At 63.6% G+C, this 16,717-nt stretch carries 18 protein-coding genes; 8 read left to right on the top strand and 10 right to left on the bottom strand.

All coding sequences use genetic code 11. From position 1 onward, the window contains the following. Window positions 1-151: 151 nt before the first annotated feature. Together IAE33_RS18885 and IAE33_RS18880 are read right to left on the bottom strand one after the other, a co-directional pair. Window positions 152-1,669 (bottom strand): nucleobase:cation symporter-2 family protein, encoded by a 1,518-nt coding sequence (locus tag IAE33_RS18885; RefSeq protein WP_060483037.1) that lies wholly within the window; start codon window positions 1,667-1,669, stop codon window positions 152-154. Window positions 1,670-1,931: 262 nt separating this feature from the next. Continuing rightward, a complete protein-coding gene (locus tag IAE33_RS18880) occupies window positions 1,932-2,294 on the bottom strand; it encodes a PilZ domain-containing protein (protein WP_201164629.1) in 363 nt (120 codons plus the stop codon). A 164-nt stretch (window positions 2,295-2,458) separates the two neighbouring features. On the opposite strand from IAE33_RS18880, the gene IAE33_RS18875 reads away from it, so the two are divergent. The 3 genes from IAE33_RS18875 to yjiA all read left to right on the top strand — a co-directional run bounded on the left by IAE33_RS18875 (window position 2,459) and on the right by yjiA (window position 5,798). Further along, window positions 2,459-4,525, top strand: coding sequence for a carbon starvation CstA family protein (locus IAE33_RS18875; RefSeq protein WP_028633316.1), 2,067 nt, complete (start codon window positions 2,459-2,461; stop codon window positions 4,523-4,525). Window positions 4,526-4,538: 13 nt separating this feature from the next. Further along, window positions 4,539-4,736, top strand: coding sequence for a YbdD/YjiX family protein (locus IAE33_RS18870; RefSeq protein WP_003251633.1), 198 nt, complete (start codon window positions 4,539-4,541; stop codon window positions 4,734-4,736). Between the two features lie 84 nt (window positions 4,737-4,820). After that, window positions 4,821-5,798, top strand: coding sequence for a GTPase (gene yjiA, locus IAE33_RS18865; RefSeq protein ID WP_201164628.1), 978 nt, complete (start codon window positions 4,821-4,823; stop codon window positions 5,796-5,798). On the opposite strand, the gene IAE33_RS18860 is transcribed toward yjiA, so the two are convergent. Continuing rightward, window positions 5,758-7,242 (bottom strand): methylenetetrahydrofolate reductase C-terminal domain-containing protein, encoded by a 1,485-nt coding sequence (locus IAE33_RS18860; protein WP_201164627.1) that lies wholly within the window; start codon window positions 7,240-7,242, stop codon window positions 5,758-5,760. The two genes, yjiA and IAE33_RS18860, sit on opposite strands and share 41 nt — an antisense overlap. Before the next feature lie 247 nt (window positions 7,243-7,489). On the opposite strand from IAE33_RS18860, the gene IAE33_RS18855 reads away from it, so the two are divergent. Then, window positions 7,490-8,323 (top strand): 5-methyltetrahydropteroyltriglutamate--homocysteine methyltransferase, encoded by an 834-nt coding sequence (locus IAE33_RS18855; protein WP_201164626.1) that lies wholly within the window; start codon window positions 7,490-7,492, stop codon window positions 8,321-8,323. A gap of 3 nt (window positions 8,324-8,326) precedes the next feature. Here IAE33_RS18855 and IAE33_RS18850 read toward each other — a convergent pair whose 3' ends face one another. Continuing rightward, window positions 8,327-9,508 (bottom strand): acetyl-CoA C-acetyltransferase, encoded by a 1,182-nt coding sequence (locus IAE33_RS18850; protein ID WP_201164625.1) that lies wholly within the window; start codon window positions 9,506-9,508, stop codon window positions 8,327-8,329. Window positions 9,509-9,794: 286 nt separating this feature from the next. On the opposite strand from IAE33_RS18850, the gene fabV reads away from it, so the two are divergent. Next, window positions 9,795-11,006 (top strand): enoyl-ACP reductase FabV, encoded by a 1,212-nt coding sequence (gene fabV / locus IAE33_RS18845; RefSeq protein ID WP_201164624.1) that lies wholly within the window; start codon window positions 9,795-9,797, stop codon window positions 11,004-11,006. A gap of 72 nt (window positions 11,007-11,078) precedes the next feature. Here the strand turns inward: fabV and IAE33_RS18840 are convergent, their stop codons facing one another. From IAE33_RS18840 to IAE33_RS18820, 5 genes are all read right to left on the bottom strand, one after another. Beyond that, entirely contained in the window at window positions 11,079-11,420 is a 342-nt protein-coding gene (locus IAE33_RS18840) for a HopJ type III effector protein (protein ID WP_201164623.1), read from the bottom strand. Further along, entirely contained in the window at window positions 11,413-11,709 is a 297-nt protein-coding gene (locus tag IAE33_RS18835) for a DUF1244 domain-containing protein (RefSeq protein WP_028633309.1), read from the bottom strand. Before IAE33_RS18835 ends, IAE33_RS18840 begins: the two co-directional genes overlap by 8 nt. Before the next feature lie 10 nt (window positions 11,710-11,719). After that, window positions 11,720-12,457 carry a dihydromonapterin reductase gene (gene folM / locus IAE33_RS18830; protein WP_201164622.1) on the bottom strand — a complete coding sequence of 246 codons (738 nt, stop codon included), beginning with the start codon at window positions 12,455-12,457 and terminating at the stop codon, window positions 11,720-11,722. A 33-nt stretch (window positions 12,458-12,490) separates the two neighbouring features. Further along, window positions 12,491-13,063, bottom strand: coding sequence for an antibiotic biosynthesis monooxygenase (locus IAE33_RS18825; protein ID WP_201164621.1), 573 nt, complete (start codon window positions 13,061-13,063; stop codon window positions 12,491-12,493). A 169-nt stretch (window positions 13,064-13,232) separates the two neighbouring features. Then, a complete protein-coding gene (locus IAE33_RS18820) occupies window positions 13,233-13,850 on the bottom strand; it encodes a hypothetical protein (RefSeq protein WP_201164620.1) in 618 nt (205 codons plus the stop codon). A 225-nt stretch (window positions 13,851-14,075) separates the two neighbouring features. On the opposite strand from IAE33_RS18820, the gene IAE33_RS18815 reads away from it, so the two are divergent. Further along, on the top strand, window positions 14,076-14,531 hold the full coding sequence (locus IAE33_RS18815) for a flavodoxin (protein ID WP_201164619.1): 456 nt from the start codon (window positions 14,076-14,078) through the stop codon (window positions 14,529-14,531). 16 nt (window positions 14,532-14,547) lie between these two features. Here the strand turns inward: IAE33_RS18815 and IAE33_RS18810 are convergent, their stop codons facing one another. Beyond that, the gene (locus IAE33_RS18810; RefSeq protein ID WP_201164618.1) at window positions 14,548-15,447 is read right to left on the bottom strand and encodes a LysR family transcriptional regulator; all 900 of its coding nucleotides are present in this window, start codon (window positions 15,445-15,447) and stop codon (window positions 14,548-14,550) included. 99 nt (window positions 15,448-15,546) lie between these two features. On the opposite strand from IAE33_RS18810, the gene IAE33_RS18805 reads away from it, so the two are divergent. Together IAE33_RS18805 and IAE33_RS18800 are read left to right on the top strand one after the other, a co-directional pair. Continuing rightward, on the top strand, window positions 15,547-15,933 hold the full coding sequence (locus tag IAE33_RS18805) for a CidA/LrgA family protein (RefSeq protein WP_028633303.1): 387 nt from the start codon (window positions 15,547-15,549) through the stop codon (window positions 15,931-15,933). Beyond that, a complete protein-coding gene (locus tag IAE33_RS18800) occupies window positions 15,923-16,609 on the top strand; it encodes an LrgB family protein (RefSeq protein WP_060483047.1) in 687 nt (228 codons plus the stop codon). The genes IAE33_RS18805 and IAE33_RS18800 overlap by 11 nt, the downstream gene beginning before the upstream one ends. Window positions 16,610-16,717 lie beyond the last annotated feature (108 nt).

Genomic DNA, 16,717 nt, shown 5'->3' with positions numbered 1-16,717 from the left:
ACGTAGGAGCGAGCGCAGCTCGCGATGCGCCGCGCGGGCGGCGCTCGGTCTGTGCACCACCGCACAAGCCACGTCATACACCTGGCCGCCATCACACGATCTAAGCCAAAGCCCGCGCAGGCTTCAATCGCTAGCAAGCGCCCACCTGGCGTTAGTGCTCGGCCACCGCTGCCCGCTTAACCGCCTCGTTGCCGTGTTCATCCACCACCCGCATCGGCACTTCATTGCCCTCGGCGTCGAACAGCTTGCCGTCCTTGAAGTAGTCGCCATCACGCAGCGCAGAAATGTCCGAATACTCGATGGTGCGCTCGTAAGCGGCGGCGAACACCGACTGCTGGTCCGAGTTGCCCGTGGTGAAGTGGTTGAAGATCAGGTTCAGCAAAATGGCCATGATCGCCGCCGAGCTGATGCCGGAGTGGAAGATGGTTTCGAACCAGTTGGGGAAGTGGTGATAGAACGTGGGTGCCGCGATCGGGATCATGCCGAAGCCCAGTGATGCAGCAACGATGATCAGGTTCACATTGTTCTTGTAGCTGACCTTCGACAGCGTACGGATGCCACTGGCGGCCACGGTGCCGAACAGCACGATACCCGCACCACCCAGTACCGGCGTGGGCACGGCGGCAATCACCCGCCCCATGATTGGCAGCAGGCCAAGCACCACCAGAATCACACCGCCGGTGGCCACCACGTAGCGGCTGCGCACGCCTGTCACCGCCACCAGGCCAACGTTCTGGGCGAAGGCGCTCTGGGTGAATGAGCCAAAGATTGGCGCCAGGATGCTTGATGCCATGTCGGCACGCAGGCCGTTGCCCAGGCGCTTGGAGTCGACCTTGGTGTCGATGATTTCACCCACGGCCAGAATGTCCGCCGAGGTTTCCACCAGGGTCACCATGATCACGATGCACATCGACAGGATGGCGGCGACGTGGAATTCAGGCATGCCGAAGTGAAACGGGGTAGGGAAGGCGAACACCGGGCCTTCGGTAACCTTGCCGAAGTCGGCCATGCCCAAGGCCCAGGCAATCAACGTGCCCACTACCATCGCCAGCAATATCGACAACCGCGAAATGGTCGCGCTGCCCAGCTTGCTCAGCAGCAGCACAATGGCGAAGGTCAGGGCGGCCAGGCCGATATTGGCCACGCTGCCGAATTCTGGCGAGGCGCTGTTGCCGCCCATCACCCAGCGCGCGGCCACCGGCATCAGGGTCAGGCCGATGGTGGTGATGACAATGCCCGTCACCAGCGGCGGGAAAAACTTGGTGATGCGCGAGAACACCGGGGTAATCAGAAAGCCGATCAGCGAGGCCGCCATCACCGCGCCCAGCACACCGGGCAGGCCACCGCCGCCCTCGCTGCTTAGAATGGCGCCCATGGTCGCCACCCCGGCAAACGACACCCCCTGCACCAGCGGCAACTGGCAGCCGAAAAACGGCAGCCCTAGGGTTTGCAGCAGGGTCGCCAGGCCACCGGCAAACAGGGAGGCGGCGATCAGCATGCCGATCTCGGCAGGGTTGAGGCCTGCTGCCTGGCCAAGGATCAGCGGCACCGCGACGATGCCCCCGTACATGGTCAGCACATGCTGCAGCCCATAGGCCAGGTTCGCACCCAGGCCGAGGTTTTCGTCCTCCGGACGCGGGGTGGGAGACGTGCTAGGGGACGTGGTCATTGAGCAGGCTCTCTGTTTATTGTTGTGTGGCTACTGTAGACATTTCAATCCATGGATTGCCACACAAATTGTATACAATATTTAGATCCAAGCGTGCGGGCAGGTGCCTGCAAGGCGCCTATAACCCAATGCAGGAGCCGTACCAATACGCTGAATGCGGGCCTAGAGGGGTGTGTACAAATACAACCAAACTGCAGCCAAAGCTGTCTAGACGGACAGGAAAGTCAGCCTGAAGGGGATGTTAGCTAGCTAAGAGATTTCATTATTCGATCAGTTGTCGCAGTTCGCGCATCATTTCGGTGCCGTCGGCCAGGTTCAATTCCACAAGACGGTGCAGGTGGCTCATCGAGTCGAGGTCGATGTACAGGCAGATAAAGCCCAGCCGATCTGGCTCTTCATGGCGCAGCTCCACTTGCATGTGCACCCGTTCCTCGGGGCCCAGGTGGATGATGGCGTCGAAATCCTGGGTGAGGTCAGCGCTCCAGTTGGCAGGCCGCTGCACCAGCAGGCCTTTGAGTGACAAGTCCAGCAGGGTGGCTGGCCAACGCTGCTGGCCCTGGCACAGTTCAGTGGGCGCATCGAAATCGATACGCAGGAAGCGGCGGCGTTCAGGGTGGTTGCTCATGATGCAGGCCTCGCATGACATCCGGAGTCGAATGAATTCTGCCTGGTCGGCTTAGCGCGCAATCCTTTCGGAAAGGCTCTATTCCCAAGCAAGTGTGGCAATGCGCGATGACTCGCCCTAGACTCGATGGGCGGTCTTTCCAATCCACCAGCTGGAATCAAACCATGAACAACAATAATAGCCTGCTACGCCACCTGCCGTGGCTGGCGCTGGCAGTCCTGGGAGCCTGCGCACTGGGCGTGGTCGCCCTGCGTCGCGGCGAGGCGATCAACGCCTTGTGGATCGTGGTCGCGGCAGTGGCCATCTACCTGGTTGCCTATCGCTACTACAGCCTGTTCATCGCCACCAAGGTGATGCAACTCGACCCGCGCCGCGCCACACCGGCGGTGCTCAACAACGATGGCCTGGACTACGTCCCCACCAACAAACACATCCTGTTCGGCCACCACTTTGCCGCCATCGCGGGCGCAGGCCCCCTGGTGGGCCCGGTACTGGCCGCGCAGATGGGCTACCTGCCCGGTACCCTGTGGCTGATTGCCGGCGTGGTACTGGCCGGTGCCGTGCAGGACTTCATGGTCCTGTTCATGTCCACCCGCCGCAATGGTCGCTCGCTGGGCGACATGGTCCGCGAAGAAATGGGCCGTATACCGGGCACCATCGCCCTGTTCGGCTGTTTCCTGATCATGATCATCATCCTGGCGGTGCTGGCGCTGATCGTGGTCAAGGCCCTGGCCGAAAGCCCCTGGGGCATGTTCACGGTAATGGCGACCATCCCGATCGCGATGTTCATGGGCATTTACATGCGCTACATCCGCCCGGGCCGCATTGGCGAGATCTCCATTATCGGCGTGGTGCTGCTGTTGCTGTCCATCTGGCTTGGCGGGCAGATCGCCGCCGACCCGGTATGGGGCCCGGCGTTCACCTTCACCGGTGTGCAGATCACCTGGATGCTGGTGGGCTACGGCTTCGTTGCTGCCGTGCTGCCGGTGTGGCTGGTACTGGCACCGCGTGACTACCTGTCCACCTTCCTCAAGATCGGCACCATCGTCGGGCTTGCCATCGGCATCCTGATCATTGCGCCCGAGCTGAAGATGCCGGCCCTGACCCAGTTCACCGACGGCACGGGCCCGGTGTGGAAGGGCACCCTGTTCCCGTTCCTGTTCATCACCATCGCCTGTGGTGCGGTGTCGGGCTTCCATGCGCTGATCTCCTCGGGCACCACGCCCAAGCTGCTGGATAACGAAACCAACGCACGCTACATCGGCTACGGCGGCATGCTGATGGAATCGTTCGTGGCGATCATGGCCATGGTCGCGGCCTCGGTGATCGAGCCGGGCGTGTATTTCGCCATGAACAGCCCGGCCGCCGTGGTCGGTGCCGACGCGGTTTCGGTGGCGCAGACGGTCAGCAGCTGGGGCTTCCTGATTACGCCGGAACACCTGGAAGCCGTCGCCCGTGACATTGGCGAACACACCATCCTGGCCCGTGCCGGCGGTGCGCCAACGCTGGCGGTGGGTATTGCGCAAATTCTGCACCAGGTGTTGCCGGGCGAAAACACCATGGCGTTCTGGTACCACTTCGCCATTTTGTTTGAGGCGCTGTTCATCCTTACCGCAGTGGATGCCGGTACTCGCGCCGGGCGCTTCATGCTGCAGGACCTGCTGGGCAGCTTCGTGCCGGCGCTCAAGCGCACCGAATCGTGGGGTGCAAACCTGTTGGCTACCGCAGGTTGCGTGGCGATGTGGGGCTACCTGCTGTACCAGGGCGTGATCGACCCACTGGGCGGTATCAACACGCTGTGGCCGCTGTTCGGTATCTCCAACCAGATGCTGGCCGGTATTGCCCTGATGCTCGGCACCGTGGTGCTGATCAAGATGAAGCGCCAGCGCTATATCTGGGTCACCCTGTTGCCGGCTGCGTGGCTGCTGATCTGCACCACCGCTGCGGGCCTGATCAAGCTGTTCGACCCGAACCCGGCTGTGGGCTTCCTGGCCCTGGCCAAGAAGTACAGCACCGCGCTGGACGCCGGCCAGGTACTGGCCCCGGCCAAGGACATCGGGCAAATGCAGCACGTGATCTACAACGCCTACACCAATGCCGGGCTGACCATCCTGTTCCTGGTGGTGGTGTTCAGCATTCTGTTCTTCGCGATCAAGGTGGGTTACGCCGCCTGGGGCCGCAAGGAACGGACCGACAAGGAAACCCCGTTCCAGGCTTTGCCTGACGCTTGAGAGGACTGCTGCGATGTTCAACGACCTGGGTCGACTGGGGAAATACCTGGGGCAGGCAGCCCGCCTGATGGTCGGCATGCCCGACTACGACAACTATGTCGAACACATGCAGAAGACGCACCCCGACAAGCCGGTGATGAGCTACGAGGCGTTCTTCCGTGAACGCCAGGAGGCCCGTTACGGAGGCAAGTCCGGGCCCAAATGCTGTTGAACCCCAGGCGTTGACCTGTACTGGCCTCATCGTCGGCTTGCCGGCGATGAGGCCCTTTGTTTTTCCGCTCAGGAGATTTTCTGCGTGCAGACGCCCATTCCCGTCACCGTCCTCACCGGCTTCCTTGGCGCTGGCAAGACGACCTTGCTCAAGCACATGCTCAAGGCCGAACACGGCCTGAAGCTTGCGGTCATCGAAAACGAATTCAGCGAGGCCGGCATTGACAGCCAGCTGCTCGGTGACCAGCCGGTACAGGTGATGACCCTGGCCAATGGCTGCGTCTGCTGCAGCATCCATGGCGACCTCACCCGTGCCCTGTACCTGTTGCTGGAGCGGCTGGATGCCGGTGAGATCGCGTTCGACCGCCTGGTGATCGAGTGCACAGGCCTTGCCGACCCGGCACCGGTTGCGCAAACCTTTTTCGTCGACGAGGAATTGCGTGAGCGTTACATCCTCGACGGCATCATCACGCTGGTGGACGCGGCCCATGCCGAACTGCACCTCACCCAGGCCATCGCCCAGGCCCAGGTCGGCTTTGCGGATCGCCTGCTGTTGAGCAAAACCGACCTGGTCGAGCCAGACGCCGTGCTGGCGCTGCGCGAGCGGCTTGGCCGCATCAACGGGCGGGCGGCCATTCATGGGGTGGAGCACGGCCGCATTTCCCTGGCCGAGCTGCTGGATGTGCGTGGCTTCAACCTCAACCCGGACCTGGGCGCCAACCTCAAGCCTGCCCTGCGCCCGGTGCTCAAGCCGGCCACGCCGGACCGTATCGCCACCCTGGTGCTGCGCACCGATACGGCGCTGGACATCGACCGCCTCAGCGACTTCATGAACGGCCTGCTGGAAACCCATGGCAAGCAGTTGCTGCGCTACAAAGGGGTGCTCAACATCGCGGGGGAGCCACGCAAGCTGGTGTTCCAGGGGGTGCTCAAGCTCTACGGCTTCGACTGGGATGCCGAGTGGGCCGAGGGCGAGGCCCGCGAGAGCGTGATGGTGTTCATTGCCGACGACCTGCCCGAGGCTACGATCCGGGCTGGCTTCGAGGCGCTGACTGCGGCGTAGCACGCGTGGCCGGGGCCCCGAACCACTGGGGCCATGAACTGCGGTGACGGGTGTGCTCCTCGATACAGGGGATCAGGCGTTCGGCCAGTACCGCGGTCTGCTGCACGGCCTTGGCTGTGCGGTATTTCACGCTGTGGATGCACTCGCGGTCGCCGAATTCGCAGCGGTTCAGTGCCGTGCCGCCGCAGGGGCCATTGGCCAGGCCCTTGGGGCAGGTTTCCGGGCAGATATACAGCGTGTCCTCAAGGCGGCAGCGGCCACAGGTGTCGCAGCCCAGCAGCGGGCGCTTCACCGCGCGTTCTGCCGTGTGCAACACCTGAGCGCCCAGGCGTGTGGACCACACCGGCTGGCGCACCGCCCAGCCGAAAGCCTGGCTCAGGCCATTGCGGCGGCTGAACAGCAGTGAGTGCATGCCGTGCATCAGGTGGTAGCGCGCCTGCTGCGTGAGGGTGGCGGTCACCCGCGACTCCCCCTGGCGCCACGCGGCCTGTGGCGGGTGGAACGTGACGGCAGGCAGGCCTGGCATTTGCCAACTGGCCTGCCAGGCGGGTGCCCACTGCGCCATGTCGGTTATCTGTGCCTGCCAGTGCTCCAGCCGCGCCTCCAGCGCCAGCAACTGGCTGATCTCGTGAATGCCCGACAGGTGCACCCCGGCATAGCCCATCAGCTTCACGCCAATCACCTGCAAGGCCAGCCGGTCAACGCTGCGGGCCTGGGCAAAGGCCTTGGATTGCGCCGCCTCGGCTTCGAGCATGTGCCGCATGGACGGTGTGACGGTAACCCCGGCGACGTGATCGAGCATGTTCGCCCGGCCTTGGGTCAGGCTCATCAGGCAGGCCAGTAGCGGTTTGGGCGCAGGCTGGCGGCGCACCCAGTGCATGGCCTCCTGGTGCTTGGCCGCGTCGAAGCCCAGTTGCAGCGTGAAGAAGTCTGCCCCTGCCGCGAGCTTTTTCTCGGCCTTGAAGTACTGCGCCGCGCCTTCTTCCTCACAGTACTTGAACGGGTTGAGCGCGGCGCCCAGTAACCAGTGTGGGTACGCCTGACGCGCCATGTGCAGCGCCGCGACCGACTCCAGGTAACGCACCGGGCGCTCGCCTGGCTGATGCCCAGGCAGGCGGTCGCCCGTCAGCACCAGCAACTGATGCAGGCCGGCCGCGTCCATGCGCTGCAACTGGGCGAGCAGGTGGTGCCGCTCCCGGTCCTTGCCGGAAAAGTGCGGCAGTGCGGGTACCGGGTTGCTGAACGAGGCCAGGGCGTCGAGCGGGGACATGTCCAGAGGGCTGCCGACCCGGTCACCGATAGCGACGGTCATCGGCCAGCCGCACAGGTGCCCGCGGGCCAGGATAGCGTCCATGGCCGCGAAACGCTCAGCCGAAGGCTTGGGGACGAATTCCATCACGCAGACGAAGCGCTGTTCGCGCAATGCGGTTTTCAGCACGTTCATGGGGCCGGGCACCTGACTAAACAGGCTGACATTGTGCGGCAGATGCACCTCGCGGTCATGTCCGGTTGCGTACGGCGGTGATCTGTTTGAGACACCGGTTTTGCCTGCGCTGGTCATGACGGCGCCATCTCTACTGCGGGGGCCATCATGAGAATTTTTTGGATTCATCTCAAATTTAATGAGTTTGTCTCAAACAGCCCCTGCCCGGACAATTCCCGCATTCTTTTGAGACCTCAAGGGGCAAGACATGGCACTGGCGCACAACCTGGGCTTCCCACGCATCAGCGACGATCACGAACTGCGTGCCCGCCACTGGCAGGCGCAGAAAGAAGCCGGTATCGAGCTGCTGCCCGTCGGGGATACCGCCTGGTACTACCAGCACCCTGGCGTCGTCGACGCCCAGGCATCCGTGCTCGCTGGGCATCTGGAACCGCTTTTCCAGGAGGTGACAGAAGCCATTGCGCTGGGCCATGCGGTCAAGCCGGTGCTGGTAGGCCCTTTGACGCTGCTGTGGCAGGGCGAAGAAAACGGCCTCGACCCGCTGGAACGGCTCGACAGCCTGCTGCCTGAATATGACCAGGCCCTCAACCAACTTGCCGTGTTGGGTGTGGAATGGGTGCAGATCGATGAGCCCATTCTTGCCCTTGAACTGCCCCAGGCCTGGAAAAACGCCTACGAGCGTGTCTACAACATCCTCCAGCGGGCGCCCTTGAAAAAACTGATCGCCACCTGCTCCGGTGCCTTGGGCGGCAACCTGGGCCTGGCGGCGAACCTGCCGGTCGATGGGCTCCACATCGACCTGGTCCAGGCGCCCGAACAGTACCTGAGCGTGCTCGACCGCCTGCCCGCCTACAAAGTGCTGTCGCTGGGGTTGGTTGATGGCCGCCATGCATCACCTGGCGACCTGGCGCAGCTTCAGGATGTGCTGCGCGATGCCCATGACAGGCTGGGCGAGCGGCTCTGGCTGGCCCCCTCATGCTCGCTGCTGGACAACCCGCTGGAGCAGGCTGTGCACAAATGCCGGCAGGTGGGGGCGTTGGTGCATGCGGTGAACACGTCTGCCACCCCTACACCTCGCTAGTGCCTACCGGCGTTCAAGGGCCAGGGCAACCCCTTGGCCACCGCCGATGCACAGCGTCGCCAGCCCTTTGCGGGCATCGCGTTTGATCATCTCGTGCAGCAAGGTCACCAGTACCCGGCACCCGGACGCGCCAATCGGGTGGCCAAGGGCAATGGCACCGCCATTCACATTCACCCGCGTCGCATCCCATTCAAGCGCCTTGCCTACCGCCAGCGCCTGGGCCGCGAAGGCCTCATTGGCTTCGATCAGGTCCAGGTCGGCCAGCTGCCAGCCAGCCTTTTCCAGGCAACGCTGGGTGGCCGACACCGGGCCGATACCCATGATCGCCGGGTCTACCCCCGCGCTGGCGTAAGCCGCCACCCTGGCCAGTACCGGCAGGCCCAGCGCCTCGGCTTTGGTTGCGCTCATCAGCAATACCGCTGCGGCACCATCATTCAGGCTGGACGCATTACCTGCCGTGACGCTGCCATCCTTCTTGAAGGCCGGGCGCAGTTTGCCCAGCGACTCGGCCGTGGTACCCGCGCGAGGCTGTTCGTCACGGGCGAATACCGTGGGGTCGCCCTTTTTCTGCGGCAGCACGATCGGGGTGATTTCATCATCGAAGCGGCCCGCCTCGATGGCGGCCACGGCCTTGCGCTGGGATTCTGCAGCAAAGGCGTCCTGCTGTTCGCGGTTCAGGCCATAGCGTTCCACCAGGTTCTCAGCCGTGATGCCCATGTGGTAGTCGTTGAAGGCGTCCCACAAGCCATCGGTGATCATGCTGTCGACCAGTTGGCCATGCCCCATGCGCTGGCCTGTGCGGGCCGAGGGCATCACATAGGGCGCCAGGCTCATGTTTTCCTGGCCACCGGCAACCACCACGTCGGCGTCACCGCAACGGATGGCCTGGGCGGCAAGGTGCAAGGCCTTCAGGCCCGACCCGCATACCTTGTTCAAGGTCAGTGCCGGCACGCTGTAGGGCAGGCCAGCCTTGACCGCCGCCTGGCGCGCCGGGTTCTGCCCTGCGCCCGCGGTGAGTACCTGGCCCAGGATCACCTCGTCGACCTGCGCAGGGTCCAGCCCGGTCTGCTCCAGCAGGCGCTTGATCACGGCGGCGCCTAGGTCCACGGCAGGGACGGCCGCCAGTGCGCCCTGGAAACTGCCGATGGCGGTGCGGGTTGCGGCAACGATGACCACGTCGTTCATGTTGTTGTTCTCCGTGCGGGTACGTTAAACACCCAGCATCGTCTGCCTGGGCTCATTTGTTAAGTTTGATTTTCTTGTGGATTGATAGCCAAACCCAATCAATCCGCAGGGCCCCCGGCGCTTGCGTCCCGCCTGGTTTCGCGCCAGCAGTGCGCCTCGGGTTTTGAATCGCCCCGTTCACCCCTTAATATGTGCCGCATCATCTGCGGGGGGAGTCTCACCCTCTGTTAAACGAGAGCGCCAAGGTGTGGCGCTTTCCCGGCATCAACCTGACGAGGTACAGACATTGGCCATCATTCATCCCAAGGTCCGCGGTTTCATCTGCACCACGACTCACCCGAAGGGCTGCGAGCTCAACGTTCGTGATCAGATCGAAGCCACCCGTAAGCTGGGCGTGCGCGAGGATGGTCCGAAGAAGGTCCTGGTAATCGGTGCGTCCAGCGGCTACGGCCTGGCGGCGCGCATTACCGCAGCCTTTGGCTTCAAGGCCGACACACTCGGTGTATTCTTCGAAAAGCCAGGCACCGAAACCAAGCCAGGCACCGCCGGCTGGTACAACGCCGCTGCCTTCGACAAGTTTGCCAAGGCCGACGGCCTGTACAGCAAGTCGATCAACGGTGACGCCTTCTCTGATGAAGCGCGGGCCAAGGTCATCGAGCTGATCAAGAACGAGATGGGTGGCAAGGTTGACCTGGTCATCTATTCGCTGGCCTCGCCTGTGCGCAAACTGCCACAGACCGGCGAGCTGGTGCGTTCTGCGCTCAAGCCGATCGGCCAGCCGTACAAGTCGACCGCCATCGACACCAACAAGGACACCATCATCGAGGCCAGCATCGAGCCGGCCACCGAGCAGGAAATCGCTGATACCGTCACCGTCATGGGTGGCCAGGACTGGCAGCTGTGGATCGATGCCCTGGCCGGTGCCGACGTGTTGGCCGAAGGCGCCCGCACCGTGGCGTTCAGCTACATCGGCACCGAGATCACCTGGCCGATCTACTGGCACGGTGCGCTGGGCCAGGCCAAGCAGGACCTGGACGAAACCGCCCTGCGCCTGGACCAGAAGCTGGCCGGTGAAATCAAGGGTGGCGCCAACGTGGCCGTGCTCAAGTCGGTGGTAACCCAGGCAAGCTCGGCCATCCCGGTCATGCCGCTGTACCTGTCGATGGTGTTCAAGATCATGCAGGAGAAGGGTGTGCACGAAGGCACCCAGGACCAGCTGGACCGCATGTTCCGCGACCGCCTGTACCGCACCGACGGTGCGCCGGCAGCGGTGGACGAAAAGGCGCGCCTGCGCCTGGACGACTGGGAACTGCGTGACGATGTGCAGGATGCCTGCAAAGCCATGTGGCCACAGGTGACCACCGAGAACCTGTTCGAGCTGACCGATTATGCCGGTTACAAGAAGCAGTTCGTCAACCTGTTCGGCTTCGAGCGCGCTGACGTCAACTACGACGAAGACGTGGCAACCGATGTGAAGTTCGACTGCATCGAGCTGTAACCCGCTTCGGCCCGCCTTGTTGCCTTCGCAGTACAGTCACTGCGAAGGCCGCCAAGGCAGGGCCGGCCTGCTTCACGCTTTGCGCGTGAGGGGCTGCGCCGCAAAGGTGACGCCCGCCAGGCCATGTTTGATCAGTGCCCGGATGTTGCCGTGGTCGCTACCTTCTGGGGTGGCCACTACGTCGCGGTAATGCTCGCCAAATGCCAGCAAGGCTTCCTGATCGCTCAACCCTTCCAGCAGTGCCAGGCCCAGCGTCTTGCAGGAGCCTTCGTTCTGCCCGGCTGCGCTCTGCAGGCCGCCGTTGTCGAATGCCTGGGGCTGGTAGTCATAGTGTTCGGCAACAAACGCCAGGGTGTCGGCGAAAGCGTGTTGGCCGCTGGCCAGGCGGGTGCGCAGGGTGTTCAGGTCAGTCACGGGGTTTTCCTTGTTCGAACGCCGCCTGTTGTTCGGCGCTGGCTTCTTTCTGGTAGTGGGCTTTCCATTCGGCGTAGGGCATGCCGTACACCACCTCGCGGGCATCATCCAGGCTCAGGTCAACCTGGCGCTCATCGGCTGCGGCCTTGTACCACTTGGACAGGCAGTTGCGACAGAAACCGGACAGGTTCATCAGGTCGATGTTCTGCACGTCGGTGCGTGCGCGCAGGTGTTCGACCAGGCGCCGGAAGGCGGCGGCTTCAAGTTCGAGCTGTTGCTGTGGGGTCATGGGGCTTCTCTCAGATCATGCGGTTCTTCAGGTGGCGGCCACCGTTGATGACCACCTGGCTGCCGGTGCTGTACTGGCTGGCCAGCAGGTACTTGACCGTTTCGATCAAGGGGCCGGCACCGGGTTCGAATTCCAGCAGGGCTTTTTTCAGGGTTTGCCGGCGGTAGTCGTCATCGCCGCCTTCCTTGAGCATCAGCAGCCCGGGCAGGATACCGTTCACGCGCACCGTGGGGGCGTACTTTTCAGCAAACGACAGCACCATGTTCTGCAGGGCGGCCTTGGTGGCGGCATAGCCGATGTGGCTCTTGCTGCCACGCGACGAGGTTTCGTCGCAGACGTGAATGATGTCCGCCTTGTCGACCTTGGCCAGTAAATCGCCCAGGGCCAGGTTGAGGTGGTAGGGCGCCTCCACGTGCAGGCGGAACATGGTTTCGAGGTTTTCCAGGCCATCGTCGAGCCAAAGCGATGCATTGTGAATGATGGCGCGCAGGCCGTCGTGTTCGCTGTGCAGGTGCTGGATGAGCGCCTCGCGGTCGGCTGCTTGGCACAGGTCGGCCTGGAACTGCACGATGTTGGGGTGGGCCGCCTGGGGCAGGATGCTGCGGCTGGCACTGACCACCAGGTGGCCGGCCTGCGCCAGTTCCACGGCCAGGGCCAGCCCGACACGCTGGCTGGCTCCGGTAATGAGGATGGGGCTATTCATGTTCGGGGCGGTCAACTTTGTCTGTCGTTGGTTGCCGCCCAGCATACCCGAACTGCCTGCCGTGTGCGTGGACTGGCCTCAGCGGCTGCGCGAGGCCTGGGGCGCGGGCCGGGCCGGGGTGGGGGAGGCGTGCAACCAGCCCGCCAGCAGGTGCGTCGACAAGGGGATGAACAGGTAGACCATCAGCGGCGTCAGGGCCAGGGTGCTGAGGAAGATGCGCGGCACGATGCCCAGGCTGGCCAGCCAGTGGCCGAACACCAGGTTGAACGCCAGCGACACCGGGAAGAACGCCAGCCAGATGGCCACGGCCTGTTTCCAGCGCGGCGGTTTGCGCACCAGGCTGGTGCCGAACCAGTCGTCCAGGCCGCTGACGCGCGCCTCTCTGGGGCGCTCGAACAAACCGTTTCCGCGCTGCAGCCAGGCGCGTCGCGACGCTGAATGCTCCCAGGCATTGAGGGTGGGCTCGTCGCTGAAGCGGAAGATGATCTGGAATTCGTCGCCATCGCTGGGCGGTGCGAGGATGCCGGAGCCCAGGTAGCCGGGGAAGTCGGTGGCCAGCTGTTCGCCTTCGTGCAGCCAGGCCAGCAGCGCCTGGTAGCGGCCGTGAGCGGCGCGGCGCGACACCATCAGGGTAACGGGTGGGGTAGACATCGTGTATCTCCAGACAACGGGGCTGGCGGGTAGCTGGCCCCTGGCTATGTCGGCCGGGGTGGTGGACGACACAGGCATGCATGCAAGAATTGGGCGCGGATTATCGCTGATGTGGCGGCGCTGGCAAGCATCGGCCGCCAGGCGGCTGGCATCATCGGTTGCGCAGGGGTCAGGCGGCTGGCTGCGTATGCAGCTCCGGATGCACGCGGCTGTGGGCCTGGAGAATGTAGTCGCGCAGGCGCTCGATGTCCTCAGCGGCACTGCGGCCAAGGTGGTAAGCGGCTTTGGTGCCGTTTATCTGCCGCCGCTGCGTGCCTTTCAACTCGATGGGCTCGATGTCGCCGGGGGCGAATTGAAGTTCAAACTGGTCGGGGGCTTCCGGCAGGCCGCGCAATTCCACCAGCACGCCCTTGAAGGAGATGTCGCACACCCACAGCCCGCTCGGTTGCCCATCGGCATTCAGCAGGGCGATGGGGTGGTCCAGGGAAAGGCGCCAGGGGCGCAGCCTGGGGCCATCTTCGTAGATTTCCGGTGCCCCCAGTTGCAGGTGCAGGGTATGAAACTCGTCTTCGATCACCTGCAGCGGAAAGCTGATCTGCTGGTTGTTGAAGTGTGCTTGCAGGGTCACCTGCTCGTCGGCCACCAGGCGCGTGAGCAAATTCTGGACACGGCTGTCACCATTGACCAGCAGGCTGGGCAAGGCATCGACCACAGCGAACTGCGGCGACTGCTGGACGTCCTGAATATAATCCAGTTCATCCTGAGTCAAGAGCACGTCTTCTTGCATGATGAAACTCGAAGGTGATGGTTCTTCAAACCGATTGACTGCTTGTACACGCCTTGGTTCAGCCGTAGTGCCCAGGTTTCGGACGAACGCGCTATTCACCCACCGCACGGCGTATCGCATGTGAAGGTGCAACGTGCAGGGGAGCATCCGGAAGAGAGGCGGCCTTTTGCCAGCGCCGGGTGCTAGTATCCTACGTTTTCACTCAGTTTCGGAATCCTCTCCCCGATGAAAGTCGCCATTATTTCCGGGTCGGTGTACGGCACCGCCGAAGAAGTCGCCCGTCACGCCGAGTCACTGTTGAAGGCTGCTGGCCTGCAGGCCTGGTACGCGGCCCGCAGCACCTTGCAGGATATCCAGGCGTTCGCCCCGGACGCCCTGCTGGCCGTGACCTCCACCACCGGCATGGGTGAGCTGCCGGACAACCTCATGCCCTTGTACAGCAGCATCCGCGACACCCTGCCGGCCGCGTGGCGCGGGCTGCCGGGCGCGGTGATAGCGCTGGGCGATTCCAGTTATGGCGATACCTACTGCGGCGGCGGCGAGCAGATGCGCGAACTGTTTGCCGAGCTTGGCGTGCAGGAGGTGCAACCGATGTTGCGCCTGGATGCCAGCGAGACCGTAACCCCCGAAACCGATGCCGAGCCCTGGCTGGCTGACCTCGCTGGCGCGTTGAAGGCCTGATCGGCCCTTGTGCGTATCAGCCGTTGCCCGACACCAGGGCGGGGTATTCGCGCAACAAGGCCAGCCAGGCCTGTGCCGCCCGCGACAGGTGCGCCCCACGTCGCCAGATGAAGGCGATGTCCCAGCGCAGGTCTGAGGGTGAACACAGTGGCACCCGTACCACACCAGGGCGCTCCAGCGCCCTGGCCACCACGCGGGGAAGCAGCACCACGCCCTGGCCTGCCGCCACCAGGGCGGCGAGAAAGTCCGCCTGGCCGCTGCGCCCACCCTCCCTGGGCGTGAAGCCTTGTTGCTGGCAGGCCTTCAGCAGCCGGTCGTTGAGCACGAAGCTGCGCTGGTACAGCAGAAACGGTGTGTCGGCCAGTTGCCGCAACGTCACACTCTCAAGGCTGGCCAGCCCGTGGCTGGCCGGTAGCAGGGCGTCCAGCGGCTCGTTGCAGAACGGTTGATACTCGAACCCCTGGTCGCTGGGGGTAAGGCTGCCGCCCAGCTCCAGTTCGCCCTCACGCACGGCCTGCTCGACGCTAAGGCTGCCGCCCTCGAGCAACTGAATGGCGATGTTCGGGTAGCGCCGCCGGTATTCGGCGAACAAGCCCGCGAACAGGGCGTCGCTGCCCAACATCGGCAAGCCCAGGCGCAACTCGCCACGCCCCATCTGGTTGAGCGCGTCCAGTTCGTCCAGCAGTGCCTGGCGCTGGCGCAGCAAGGCTTCGCCACGCTCCAGCACCACGCGCCCGGCGCTGGTCAGGTGCAGTTGCGAGGCCTGGCGTTCCAGCAACGGCTGGCCCACATCTTGCTCCAACTGTGCAACCTGCTTGCTGACTGCGGACTGGCTGATATGCAGCGCCTGGGCGGCATGGGTAAATCCGCCGCAGCGCACCACTTCGATAAAGCTTCGCAGCTGTTTGAATTCCATCTCTCTCGATTCCGTTATGGAATGGCGTCAAGTCTAACAATTCGCTTTTGGCCTAGGGAGGCAGTTTTTACAATGGCAGGCCTGTCGAGGACTAACAGCATGAATACCGCTCTACTGAAAAAGACGTTGCGCCTGCTGGCGGAAATGGCCGTGATTGGCGCCCTGTTCCTGCTAGGTGGCAAGCTGGCTGCGTGGCTAGGCTGGCCTATACCCGGTGGCGTCATGGGCCTGGCGCTGCTGTTGCTGCTGTTCGCCTGCGGCGTGCTCAAGCCCGCCATGCTGCAACTGGGCGCTGGCTGGCTGATGGCCGAGATGCTGCTGTTTTTCATCCCCGCCTTGATGAGCCTGCTGGATTATGGCGCCTTGGTGCGCGACGAGGGCTGGCGCATCCTGCTGGTGATCGCACTGAGTACCTTGGTGGTCATGGTGGTGACCGCCCTGACCGTTGAATGGGTCTGCCGCTGGAGCCTGCACCGTGAGCCTTGAACCGATGCCGCTGTTCTGGCTGCTGCTCACCTTGCTGGCGTACCTGGGCAGCCGCTGGCTGTATCGGCGCAGCGGGCGCTACCTGTTGTCGCCATTGATACTGGTGCCCGTGCTGCTTCTGGCGGTGGCCATCCCCTTGCACACGGCCTATGCCGAATATGCCCGCAATACCCATTGGCTGATGGGTGTGCTGGGCCCTGTGACCGTGGCGTTCGCCGTACCGATCTGGCAACAGCGCGCCCTGCTGGCGCGGCACTGGCCTGCACTGTTGATCGGTATGGTGGTGGGCAGCAGTGCTTCCATTGCCAGTTCCTGGGGGCTGGCTCATCTGCTGGCACTGGACACTGCAACCAGCCTGTCGCTGGTTCCGCGGTCGATTACTACGCCGTTCGCCATGCCCCTGGCGCAGGACCTGGGCGGTGTGCCGGAACTGACCGCAGTGTTCGTGATGTTCACCGGTGTACTCGGCGCCCTGTTCGGGGGTGTGCTGCTGCGCTGGTTGCCCCTGCGCACGCCCTTGGCCCGTGGTGCCCTGTTCGGCGTGGGGGCCCATGGTGCAGGGGTGAGCAGGGCGCAGGAAGTGGGCAGTGAAGAGGGTTCGGTGGCCGGCCTGGTGATGGTGCTGACCGGGCTGTTGAACCTGTGCGCCGCGCCCTTGCTGGCGCTGTTGCTCTGACCGTTCGTGCCACTGACTCGCTCAGTCATCAAGCTGGCTGGCAACGCAAGTTCCAGGCGCAGGGCGGCTGGCTAGACTCAGCCTCGATCAGAGAGCACATGTAAGTGC

The organism is Pseudomonas sp. S60 (assembly GCF_016647865.1).
Classification (GTDB): domain Bacteria; phylum Pseudomonadota; class Gammaproteobacteria; order Pseudomonadales; family Pseudomonadaceae; genus Aquipseudomonas; species Aquipseudomonas parafulva.
The sequence above is the reverse complement of the archived record's forward strand: the minus strand, read 5'-3'. Positions and strand labels throughout refer to the sequence as shown.